The 11,148-nt window shown below is 70.3% G+C and carries 11 protein-coding genes and 1 rRNA gene; 1 reads left to right on the forward strand and 11 read right to left on the reverse strand.

All coding sequences use genetic code 11. The features are described 5' to 3' along the window. Positions 1-81 precede the first annotated feature (81 nt). Complete coding sequence (locus tag ACWDNY_RS25920) at positions 82-453, forward strand: PRC-barrel domain-containing protein (protein ID WP_451648199.1); 372 nt, start codon at positions 82-84, stop codon at positions 451-453. Here ACWDNY_RS25920 and ACWDNY_RS25925 read toward each other — a convergent pair. The 11 genes from ACWDNY_RS25925 to rrf all read right to left on the reverse strand — a co-directional run. After that, positions 375-1,838, reverse strand: a complete 1,464-nt coding sequence (locus ACWDNY_RS25925; RefSeq protein ID WP_451648200.1) for a DNA polymerase IV — start codon at positions 1,836-1,838, stop codon at positions 375-377. The genes ACWDNY_RS25920 and ACWDNY_RS25925 overlap by 79 nt on opposite strands. A 176-nt stretch (positions 1,839-2,014) precedes the next feature. Further along, a complete protein-coding gene (locus tag ACWDNY_RS25930) occupies positions 2,015-2,698 on the reverse strand; it encodes a MerR family transcriptional regulator (protein WP_451648201.1) in 684 nt (227 codons plus the stop codon). A 329-nt stretch (positions 2,699-3,027) separates the two neighbouring features. Further along, entirely contained in the window at positions 3,028-3,501 is a 474-nt protein-coding gene (locus ACWDNY_RS25935; protein WP_004934251.1) for a bifunctional nuclease family protein, read from the reverse strand. Positions 3,502-3,751: 250 nt separating this feature from the next. Beyond that, the gene (gene ftsR / locus ACWDNY_RS25940; protein ID WP_451648202.1) at positions 3,752-4,486 is read right to left on the reverse strand and encodes a transcriptional regulator FtsR; all 735 of its coding nucleotides are present in this window, start codon (positions 4,484-4,486) and stop codon (positions 3,752-3,754) included. Between the two features lie 41 nt (positions 4,487-4,527). Then, positions 4,528-5,412, reverse strand: a complete 885-nt coding sequence (locus ACWDNY_RS25945) for an FHA domain-containing protein (protein WP_451648203.1) — start codon at positions 5,410-5,412, stop codon at positions 4,528-4,530. Positions 5,413-5,542: 130 nt separating this feature from the next. Beyond that, positions 5,543-6,388, reverse strand: a complete 846-nt coding sequence (locus ACWDNY_RS25950; protein WP_451648204.1) for a DUF881 domain-containing protein — start codon at positions 6,386-6,388, stop codon at positions 5,543-5,545. A 5-nt stretch (positions 6,389-6,393) separates the two neighbouring features. After that, positions 6,394-6,726, reverse strand: coding sequence for a small basic family protein (locus ACWDNY_RS25955; protein ID WP_003988855.1), 333 nt, complete (start codon positions 6,724-6,726; stop codon positions 6,394-6,396). After that, complete coding sequence (locus ACWDNY_RS25960; protein WP_451648205.1) at positions 6,723-7,628, reverse strand: DUF881 domain-containing protein; 906 nt, start codon at positions 7,626-7,628, stop codon at positions 6,723-6,725. The genes ACWDNY_RS25955 and ACWDNY_RS25960 overlap by 4 nt, the downstream gene beginning before the upstream one ends. Positions 7,629-7,727: 99 nt before the next feature. After that, entirely contained in the window at positions 7,728-10,223 is a 2,496-nt protein-coding gene (locus ACWDNY_RS25965) for a sugar phosphate nucleotidyltransferase (protein WP_451648206.1), read from the reverse strand. 114 nt (positions 10,224-10,337) lie between these two features. Beyond that, complete coding sequence (locus ACWDNY_RS25970; protein ID WP_451648207.1) at positions 10,338-10,946, reverse strand: CDP-alcohol phosphatidyltransferase family protein; 609 nt, start codon at positions 10,944-10,946, stop codon at positions 10,338-10,340. A gap of 107 nt (positions 10,947-11,053) precedes the next feature. Continuing rightward, positions 11,054-11,148: ribosomal RNA gene (gene rrf, locus ACWDNY_RS25975) — 5S ribosomal RNA — on the reverse strand; the annotation flags it as partial.

Here is an 11,148-nt window from a genome sequence, read left to right on the forward strand (position 1 = left end):
CGAGTGGCCGCAGTGCCGTTTGTGCTCTTTCGTAGTGCTTACGGATGAGGTGCGAACCATCGCGACGCAGTGGAGGGCCCTGTGCGAACCGAAATCGACCCGCGCAATCTGATCGGGCGCAAGGCGTTCGACCGCGACGGCAACAAGATCGGCACCGTGGACGAGGTGTACCTCGACGACGCGACCGGGGTGCCGGAGTGGGCGGCGATACGCACGGGCCTGTTCTCCCGGGACGCCTTCGTGCCCCTGGCGCCCAGCGAGCTGGTCGAGGGCACCCTGCGCGTGCCCTTCGCCCGCGCACTGATCAAGGAGGCTCCCGACTTCGGCGTGGGCCGCCATCTCTCCCCGGAGCAGGAACTGCAGCTGTACCACCACTACGGTCTCGACGTCGCCTCCGCTCCCCCGGTCCCCGACCACGAGTTCGGCAAGCTGGCGGGCTCCGAGGAGACCTGAGCACCGGCTCCCTCAGCCGCCGTGGAGACCCGCCCGCCCTCCTCACCCGGCCCCAGTTCCACCAACGGAAGCGGATCAGCGGGCTCCAGATCGGCATCGTCGACGCGGAACGTCCGCACCCGCCCCGGTCCGGAGCCGGGCGTCTCGAACCGGACGGTGACCCGGCCCAGGCCGCTGCCCTGCACCCACCCGTGTCCGTGCACCGCGTGGCGCACGTCGTGCCCCGCCGGCCAGCGCCGCTCGCCGGGCTCCGGCTGCTCCTCGGACGGCCCCTGTTCCGCCGGCTCCTCCGCCGGTCCGGCCTCCCGCACCCCGGCCGCCTGGGCGAACAGGTCCTCCTGCGTGTAGTCGGCGAGCCCCGTGACCCCCACGCCGAGCAACCGCACACCGCCCGTGGTGTCCACGGAGTCCAGCAGCCGGGCGGCCGCCTCCCGCACGACGGCCGGGTCGTCCGTGGGCCCCCGCAGGGTCTCCGACCGGGTCAGCGTGGAGAAGTCGTACCGCCGGACCTTCAGCACGATCGTCCGCCCCGACAGTCCGGCCCCGCGCAGCCGCCGCACGCACCGGTCCGCGAGCCGCTGCACCTGCAGGCCCACCCGGAGCCGGTCGTGGATGTCGACGTCGTAGGTGTCCTCGACCGAGACCGACTTCGCCTCCCGCTCGGCGACCACGGGCCGCTCGTCGCGCGCCAGCGCCATGGCGTGCAGCGCGTGCCCGTGCGCCTTCCCCAGCAGCCGGACCAGCTCGTCCTCGCCCGCCTCGGCAATCTCGCCGACCGTGTGGATGCCCGCCCGCCGCAGGTGGTCGCCCGTCGCCGGTCCCACACCCGGCAGGGTCCGCACCGGCATCGGTTCGAGCAGGGCGCGCTCGGTGCCCGGCTCGATGAGCACCAGGCCGTCCGGCTTGGCCTGCTCCGAGGCGATCTTGGCGAGCATCTTGGAGGCGGCGAGGCCCACGGATCCCGTCAGACCCGTGACCGCGCGTATGTCGGCGCGCAGCTTCCTGCCCACCGCCCGGGCCGACTCGGCGTCCCCGGCCGCTCCCCCGGCCTCCAGGTCCACGAACGCCTCGTCCAGGCTCAGCGGCTCCACCAGCGGCGACAGCGCCCGCAGCAGCCCCATCACCTGCTCGCTGATCGCCCGGTAGAAGGTGAAGCGCGGCACCAGGTACGCGGCGTTCGGCGCCAGCCGCCGTGCCTGGGCCATCGGCATCGCCGAGTGGACCCCGAAGACCCGCGCCTCGTACGAGGCGGTGGCGACCACACCGCGCGGTCCGAGACCGCCCACGACGACGGCCTTCCCGCGCAGGCTCGGCTTGGACGCCTGTTCCGCCGAGGCGAAGAAGGCGTCCATGTCGAGGTGCAGGATCGTGGGCGCGGTTCTCACATCTCCGATGCTGCACCACGCCACTGACAACGTCGCACGGCGGGCGCACCGGCGGCGGGCGAGGAGCCCGGGAACCCTGAGAACCTGAGAACCCGGAAACCCGGGAAACGGACGACCGGCGGCGAGCCCGGGCCGGGTGCGGACCGGTGGCGGGTCCCCGGACCGGACGGCCGGTGTCAGACCGCCCTGTTGCGCCGGCGCGCCAGCTCGTCGGCCGGATTGTGCCCGAGCAGCGTCTCGCCGGTGTCGACACGTTCCCCGTGCAGCTGCGACAGCGCGTTCTCCACGTCCCGCCAGACGACGCCGACGGCGATCCCGAAGATGCCCTGGCCGCCCTGGAGCAGCGCGTGCACCTCGTCGGGGGAGGTGCACTCGTACACCGTGGCGCCGTCGCTCATCAGCGTCAGACGCTCCAGGTCGTGGAAACCCTGCTCGCGCAGGTGCTGGACGGCGGTGCGGATGTTCTGGAGGGACACCCCCGTGTCGAGGAACCGCTTGACGATCTTGAGGACCACGACGTCGCGGAAGCTGTACAGACGCTGCGTGCCGGATCCGTAGGCGGGCCGCACGCTCGGCTCGACCAGACCGGTGCGCGCCCAGTAGTCCAGTTGCCGGTAGGTGATGCCGGCGGCCGCGCAGGCCGTCGGACCGCGGTAGCCGATCTGCTCGGACGCCATGGATGTCGCCCCTCCGCTGCTCGGCACGGCCGTAGGTCGCTGCGGAGCGCGGTCGGCCGCGCTGCCGGGCTGGACATACCCCCAGCCGGGGCGGAGCCGAGAGCCCGGAGGTGGGTACGGACCGCTTCCCCCGACACCACGTCCGGGGGCACCCCCAGCCGTACCGTCGCCGCTGCTTCCCACGCCGACCTCCGTCCTCGACCTGCCTTCTCGACGGTAGGCAGTCACCAGGGGTGCGTCAACGATCGCCACACTCGGCACGCCGAGTGATAATCACCCTAAGAGTGGTTTCCCGCACCCCACCGCGGGGAAAGGCTAGCCGAATGCCCTGCCCGGGGAGCCGTAGAACGGCCTCCAGCCGGTGGCATGTGCCGCCGGACGGCGCCGCTCCGCGCGCTGCCGCGGACAGCCGCGCACCTGCGCCGGGCGCCGGGTCGGGCCCCGGAGAACCGTCCCGCGCCGCAGCCCGCCGCCCACGCCTGGCAGCGCCCCGGGCCCCGCACGTACGGCGACTACTGGTTGCTGGTGCCGAAGTCCTCCGGCGAGATCTGGTCGAGGAACTCGCGGAACTTCTCCACCTCGTCCTCCTGCTCGTCGGGGATCGCGATGCCCGCGTCGTCGAGCACCGTATCGCTGCCGTAGATCGGCGTCCCGGTGCGCAGGGCCAGCGCTATGGCGTCGGACGGACGGGCGCTCACCTCGACTCCGCTCGCGAACACCAGCTCCGCGTAGAAGACGCCTTCCCGCAGATCCGTGATGCGCACTTCGGTGAGTTCCTGGCCGACGGCCTCGAGCACGTCCTTGAACAGGTCGTGCGTCAGCGGTCGCGCGGGGGCCATGCCCTGCTGGGCGAAGGCGATGGCCGTCGCCTCCCCCGGCCCGATCCAGATGGGGAGGTAGCGGTCGCCTCCCACTTCGCGCAGGAGCACGATCGGTTGGTTGGAGGGCATCTCGACCCGGACACCTACGACATCGAGCTCGTTCACACAGCAACCCTAGGCCGTGGTCGCAAGGTTTGGGTAGTCGGGCCGGAACGGGTGGCCGATCCGGGCCGTCGTGTTCCGGCCCGTTCAGGGCAGCCACACCCCCAAGGGCTGTCCCGCAATCCCGGCGGGCGCACGACGACAGCCACGGCACCTCGCCGCGTTGTCGGATCACCCGAATACGCCCAGTACGAGGACGACCCTCCGCCTTGCGGCGCACCGCATCCGACGCCGCACGCTGATCCACCGCGTACTACGGGACAGCCCGTAGCGCGGTCTGCACCAGCGCCGCGTGCAGCTTCGCCGTCAGCCCGGCCAGCTCCCTGGCACGGGACTCGGCGTGGGTCCTGGTCTGCGGATTGCGGTGCCGCCTCAGCGGGGCCACCACCTGCTCGACGAGCCCGGCCTCACGGTCGGCGGCCGCCTTCATGACCCGCAGGTGCCGGGGCTCGATCCCGTGGCGGCCCAGCTCGGAGACGAGCGAGGCGACGGTCACCGCCCGGGCGTCGTAGCCCCCCTCCGCCAGCGGAGTGAGGAGCCCGTACGCCTCCCACTCCTCGAGGTCCCGCTCCTCGATCCCGGCGGCGGCCAGCAGCTCGGCCCGGCCGATCCGGGCCGCCGTGGGCGTCTCGGGCTCCGCCGGGCCGGCCTCCCCCTCGCGCTGCCGGCCCAGTACCGGCAGCGGGACGGCCTCGCCGCGCTCCACCGCGTCCAGGTGCTCGCGAATGACCTTCAGCGGAAGGTAGTGGTCCCGCTGCATCCTCAGGACGCGGGCGAGTCGCTCGACGTCCCCGGCGCTGAACTTGCGATACCCCGAGGGGGTGCGCCGGGGCTCGACCAGGCCCTCCGACTCCAGGAAGCGGATCTTCGAGATCGTGACTTCGGGGAACTCGTCGCGCAGCACGTTCAGCACCGTGCCGATGCTCATCAGCCCAGTGTCCGCGGCGGCGGCGCCGTATCCGGCACCGCCGCTCGGTGTTTGGCGCATGGACCTTCCCTGAGTCCCCCCGGACGGCGTTCGGGGGACGGTCAGATTGCCTGCCGACTCGCGTAGAAGACCAGCCGGTACTTGCCGATCTGGACCTCGTCACCGTTGGCAAGAGCGACCTCGTCGATCCGCTCCCTGTTGACGTAGGTGCCGTTCAGGCTGCCGACGTCGGCCACCGTGAACGAGCCGTCCGGACGGCGCCGGAACTCCACGTGCCGGCGCGAGACCGTCACGTCGTCCAGGAAGATGTCGCTCTGCGGATGACGTCCGGCGGTGGTGAGCTCGCCGTCCAGGAGGAAGCGGCTGCCGGAGTTCGGTCCGCGGCGCACCACCAGCAGGGCGGAGCCCAGCGGGAGCGCGTCGACCGCCGCCTGCGCCTCGGGGGAGAGCATCGGCGTCTGGCCGGTCGCCTCGGCGTCGTACGCCTCGATACCGGAGATGGAGATCGTGGACGTGGTCTCCGACAGACGCTCCGGCGCCGCACCGGCCCGCAGCGGCGCACCGCAGTGGGAGCAGAAGCGGCTGTTCTCGGCGTTGCGGTTGCCGCACCTCGTGCACACCAGGGCCGACATGGACGGATCCTCCTGCCGGGGCTGCCCCGCCGGGGCATGGGACGCGTACGGGTCGGCGGCCGACCCTCCACCCGTACCTGAGGTTGACGGTTGCCCGAAACCTATGCCGCCCGCCTGACCAGGGTCAACAGACGGCGCGCCCTGACCACCGGAAATGTCGCCGCCCGGACCGGCGACCTGGTCCCGGAACAGCGGCCGCTGGCCCTCCGCACCGGGCTCCGCGCGATGACGAGCGGACGTGTTGCCGCTGTCCTCTCGTGCGCTCTTGCCGAACAACTTCGCAAACAACTTCACGGGCGATTCCCCTTGACCGAAACAGACCCGCCCGTGGGGCAGGACGAACCCTGACTGCATACACCGGCCGACCCGGACATCCTCACAACGTCCGTATCCACCAGACAGTTTCCACCACGCACCACCCGATCGGTGCGCCGACCCCCCGCAACCTCTTGCCCTTGCCGGACGAGCCCCATGCTCCCCCTGTTCACCGGGAGGACGACCGAGCGTAGTCAGGCCGCTTCGCCGCCCGCAAGGCGTCCACGACGATCTTGTCCGAACGCTCGACGGTCACCGTGGCCTGCTCCTTCTCGAGGGTCTGCACCACGCCTCCGGGGATGTTGAGCGCCGGTTCGAGGTCCTGCGGCTTGCCGATGACCTTGAAACGATACGGCGTGCCGATCTTGTTCCCGTCGACCTCCACGCCCTTGCCGGAGTCCGTGAGGTAGGTGCCGGCGACCACCCGTACACCGTTCACCTGGATCGCCTCCGCCCCGGCCGCGCGCAGCTCCTGGATCGCGTCGAGCAGCATGTCCGCCTGAACCGTCCCCTTCGTGTCGTCGACCGTGATGGTGATGCCGGGTCCCTGCGCCGCCACGGTGCCCGCCAGGATGCCGAGTTGCCGTTCCTTCTCGGCCGTCTGCCTGCGGGCCTCCTCGGCCTGGTCCGAGCTGTTCTCCAGCTCCTGGCGCTGCTTTTCCAGACCCTGCTTCTCGTCCTCAAGACGCTGGGTGCGGTCGTCCAGTTCATCGAGGATGCGGACAAGATCCTCCTGACGTGCCCCGCGCAGCGCGCTGTCGCTGTCGCTGTTGGAGGCGACCTGGACGGCCAGGCCGAAGCCGAGGCCGAAAAGCAGCAGCGCGACGATGAGTTGGGCGCGGCTGAACCGTGGCGGCCACAGTCCGTCGGCCAGCCGCTGCCGGCCGGTCAGCGCGGCCCCGGACCCCGTCCCGGGCGCCTCGTGCCGCTCCTCACCGCCGGCGGCCCGTGCGGGCACCTCCTCGGGCAGTTCCCTGCGCAGCCTGGTCTCGCCCTGTTCTTCCTGCTCGCTCATCGGCCTCACGCCCGGAACACGTGCCGTCGGATCGCCGCGGCGTTGGAGAAGATGCGGATGCCGAGGACGACCACCACACCCGTGGACAGCTGGGCGCCGACGCCCAGCTTGTCGCCCAGGAACACGATCAGCGCGGCCACGACCACGTTCGACAGGAACGACACGACGAACACCTTGTCGTCGAAGATGCCGTCGAGCATGGCCCGCAGACCGCCGAAGACAGCGTCCAGTGCCGCGACGACGGCGATCGGCAGATACGGCTCGACGACCGCCGGAACCTCGGGCCGGACCAACAGGCCGGCCACGACTCCCACGACGAGGCCCAGTACGGCGATCACGATGTGCCCTTCTCAGTGCTCGGCTGTGCGGTACGAACGATGACGCTGGGTGCGGCGGGCAGCCGGAGGTCGCTCTCCACGGAGATGGCGGTCCGGATGCCGAAGTTCTCCTGGAGGGCGTGCAGGTACAGTCCGTCCGGGCTGTTCTGGAACCGGCTGCTCAGCCGGTCGCCGTCCCCCACCGCGAGCACCGTGTACGGCGGTACCAGCGGCCTGTTGTCGACCAGTATGGCGTCACCCGCGGCGCGGACCGCGGACAGGGCGGTCAGCCGCTGCCCGTTGATGGTGACGGCCTCGGCCCCCGACTGCCACAGCCCGTTGACGACGCGCTGCATGTCCCGGTCGCGCACCCGGCCGGTGTCGGAGAAACCCGCCGCCTGACGGGGGTCCCCGTCCCCACCGGTGCCGGCCTCCTTGGCGTCGTCCACCACCAGCTTCACGCCGGGGCCGTGCACCGCCGTGGCACCGGACAGGACGCCCACCAGGTCAGCCTGGTCGTGGCCGCCGCTCTGTTCCAGCGCCTTGCGCTGCCGGGCGCCGACATCGTCACGCAGCTCGTCGACGGCCTTCTCCAGCTTGTCCGCCGCCGCGGTCTCGCGGTCGATGCGGTCGATCAGCTCCTCGCGCTCCTTGGCGACGGTCGGGGCCGCCACGCGCGCCTGCGCCGCCCCCACGGTCACCACCAGGGCGGCGAGCACCAGGCCGGCCGCGAGACCCAGTTTCGCCCTGAGGGTCTTCGGCATGCCGCCTTCGCCCGCGGCCTTCTTCCGCTCGGCGGCCTCGGCGTATCCGTCGTCGAGACTGTGGTCCATGACGTTGGTGATCAACGACATGGAAGCGTCCGGACGGGAGGGCCGCGCGGGTGTGCTCCGAATGGGGGGTTGCTGCGGCATGCCGCACATCGTCGCACGGTCCGGCCGGTACCTCCGAACGGCCCCACCGGCGTGCCGGACAGGCCCCTTTGGGGACACTTGTCCGGCACGCGTCGGTACTGTACGTATTTAGCGCCCGGCGCTGTCCACGACGGCCGACCACTCGTCGAGCAGTGCCTGGGCGGACGCGTCGTCGGGGCCCTCCGCCCACAGGTGTGTGACCGCCTCGGCCGGGTCGGGCAGCACCATCACCCAGCGGCCGTCGGCCTCCACGACCCGCACGCCGTCGGTGGTGTCCACCTGGCGGTCTCCCGCCTCCTCGACGACCCGGCGCATGACCAGGCCCTTGACGGCCCACGGGGTGGCCAGGTCCCGCTTGAGAACGTGGGCCCGCGGGATCCGCGCGTCGATCTGGCTGAGGGTGAGCTGCGTGCGTGCCACCAGGCCGATGAGCCGCACGAAGGCCGCCGTGCCGTCGTAGACGCTGCTGAACTCGGGAACGATGAACCCGCCCTTGCCGTCACCGCCGAAGATGGTCCCTTCCTCGCCGCCGACGCGCGTCAGGGCGTCGGGGGAGGTGGTCGTCCACTCCACCTGGGTGCCGTGGTAGGCGGCCACCTGCTCGGCGATCCTGGTGGTGGTCACCGGCAGCGCCACACGGCCGCTGCGCCGCTCGGCGGCGATCAGGTCGAGCATGACCAGCAGGGCGCGGTCGTCCTCGATGATGCGGCCCTTCTCGTCCACGAGGGACAGCCGCTCGCCCACGGGGTCGAAGCGGACACCGAACGCGGCTCCGGAGGACGCCACGATCTCCCCGAGCCGCACCAGACCGGAACGGCGCATGTCGGCCGTCTCGGTCGGCCGGGACTCGTCGAGACCGGGGTTGATGGTCAGCGAGTCCACGCCGAGCTTGCCGAGCAGGCTCGGCAGGACGAGGCCGGCGCTTCCGTTCGAGGCGTCCACGACGACCTTCAAGCCCGACTCGGCGATCCCGGTGGTGTCGACGTTCCGCAGGAGCGACCCGGTGTAGGAGTCGAAGACGCTGGCCGGGAAGTGCAGGTCACCGATCTCACCGGGGAACGCACGCCGGTACTCCTGGCGCGCGAACACGCGGTCCAGCTTGCGCTGGCTGGCCTGCGACAGGTCGGCGCCCTGGCTGTCGAAGAACATGATGTCGACCGAGTCCGGCACTCCGGGCGTCGTCCGGATCATGATCCCGCCGGCGCTGCCACGCGCGGTCTGCTGCCGTGCCACCGGCAGCGGCACGTTCTCCAGGTCCCGTACGTCGATGGCGCTGGCCTGCAGCGCGGAGATCACCGCCCGTTTCAGCGCCCGGGCACCACGGGAGTGGTCGCGGGCCGTGGTCACGGTGGCGCCCTTCTTCAGGGTCGTCGCGTACGCACCCGCGAGCCGCACCGCGAGCTCGGGCGTGATCTCCACGTTGAGGATCCCGGACACCCCGCGCGCTCCGAAGAGGTGCGCCTGCCCGCGCGACTCCCAGATCACCGAGGTGTTGACGAATGCGCCGGCCTCGATGGTCTTGAAGGGGTAGACCCGCACGTTGCCCTGGACGATCGACTCCTCGCCGACCAGACACTCGTCGCCGATGACGGCGCCGTCCTCGATCCGCGCGGCCCGCATGATGTCGGTGTTCTTGCCGACGACGCAGCCGCGCAGGTTGCTGTGCTGGCCGATGTACACGTTGTCGTGTACGACCGCCCGGTGCAGGAAGGCCCCGCTCTTGACGACGACGTTCGATCCGACGACGGTGTGCTCTCGGATCTCGGCGCCGGCCTCGACCTTGGCGTAGTCGCCGATGTAGAGCGGCCCGCGCAGCACGGCGTCGGGGTGGACCTCGGCGCCCTCGGCGACCCAGACGCCCGGGGAGAGCTCGAAGCCGTCGATGTCGACGTCGACCTTGCCCTCGAGCACGTCGGCCTGCGCCTTGACGTAGCTCTCGTGCGTGCCGACGTCCTCCCAGTAGCCCTCGGCGATATAGCCGTAGATCGGCTTGCCTTCCTTCATCAGCTGCGGGAAGACATCGCCGGACCAGTCCACCGGAACATCGGGCTCGACATAGTCGAAGACCTCGGGTTCCATCACGTAAATGCCCGTGTTCACGGTGTCGGAGAAGACCTGGCCCCAGGTCGGCTTCTCGAGGAAGCGCTCGACCTTGCCCTCCTCGTCGACGATGGTGATACCGAATTCCAGGGGGTTGGGAACGCGGGTGAGACACACGGTCACCATCGCGCCCTTCTCCTTGTGGAACCGGATCAGGTCGGTGAGATCGAAGTCCGTCAGGGCGTCACCGGAGATGACGAGGAAGGCATCGTCCTTCAACGCTTCCTCGGCGTTCTTGACGCTTCCGGCGGTGCCGAGAGGCTTCTCCTCGTTGGCATATGTGAGCTCCATACCGAGCTCTTCACCGTCACCGAAGTAGTTCTTGACCAGCGAGGCCAGGAACTGGACAGTGACGACGGTCTCGTTCAGCCCATGCCTTTTGAGCAGCCGCAGCACATGCTCCATGATCGGCCGGTTGGCCACCGGCAGGAGCGGCTTGGGCATACTCGAAGTCATAGGACGAAGGCGTGTGCCTTCGCCTCCGGCCATCACGACGGCCTTCATGTCGGAAGCGTCCTCCTCCAAAGACGACGGTCTAGCCGACTTCACCCGTCAAGATTGTCCCGCAGATTTCCGAAGCGGGCCATCGAGCCACTGCGGCCGCCCCCATTGGCGGGCTCAGTCGGCCATGGCGTCCGCACGGACCAGGCGGCGGACTTGTACCACGTACAGCACTCCTGCCCACCAATAGAGGGTTGTACCCCATCCCGCGAACGCCCATCCGAAAATCGCAGCGAGTGACGCGATCCACCCGCTTCCGTCACTGAGCAGCAGCAGCGGGAAGGCGTACATGAGGTTGAACGTGGCCGCCTTGCCCAGGAAGTTGACCTGCGGCGGCGGATAGCCGTGACGCCGCAGGACACCGACCGCCAGGAGCAGCATCAGCTCCCGCGCCAGAAGGAGCGCAGTGAGCCACACAGGGAGGATCTCCCGCCAGGTGAGCCCGAGCAGGGTCGACAGGACGTAGAGCCGGTCGGCCGCGGGGTCGAGAAGCCGGCCGAGGCTGCTGATCTGGTTCCATCGCCGTGCGAGCTTGCCGTCCAGGTAGTCGCTGACGCCGCTGAGAGCAAGCACCAGCAGGGCCCAGCCGTCGCTCTTGGGGCCACCGAACTCCGGCCTCAGGATGAGCCACAGGAAAAGGGGCACGCCGAGGAGGCGTGCCATGCTGAGGATGTTCGGGATGGTGAGGACCCGGTCCGTCTGGACCCGGGTCTCCTGGACCTCCACCCGGGGGCCTCCTGGGGAACGTGCCGATGATGCTCTGAGACCTTACCTCAACACAAAAAAGCTCCGGCTCTCGGGCTGCACGCCCAAGAGCCGGAGCTTCAAAAGGAGTTCGGCGGCGTCCTACTCTCCCACAGGGTCCCCCCTGCAGTACCATCGGCGCTGTAAGGCTTAGCTTCCGGGTTCGGAATGTAACCGGGCGTTT

Source organism: Streptomyces sp. NPDC003697, from assembly GCF_053587115.1.

Bases quoted from the DNA above. Each gene is read 5' to 3' on its own strand.
- ftsR (WP_451648202.1), bottom strand. From the start codon at position 4,486: ATGCGCCAAACACCGAGCGGCGGTGCCGGATACGGCGCCGCCGCCGCG.
- ACWDNY_RS25945 (WP_451648203.1), bottom strand. From the start codon at position 5,412: ATGCAGTCAGGGTTCGTCCTGCCCCACGGGCGGGTCTGTTTCGGTCAA.
- ACWDNY_RS25950 (WP_451648204.1), bottom strand. From the start codon at position 6,388: ATGAGCGAGCAGGAAGAACAGGGCGAGACCAGGCTGCGCAGGGAACTG.
- ACWDNY_RS25960 (WP_451648205.1), bottom strand. From the start codon at position 7,628: ATGTGCGGCATGCCGCAGCAACCCCCCATTCGGAGCACACCCGCGCGG.
- ACWDNY_RS25965 (WP_451648206.1), bottom strand. From the start codon at position 10,223: ATGAAGGCCGTCGTGATGGCCGGAGGCGAAGGCACACGCCTTCGTCCT.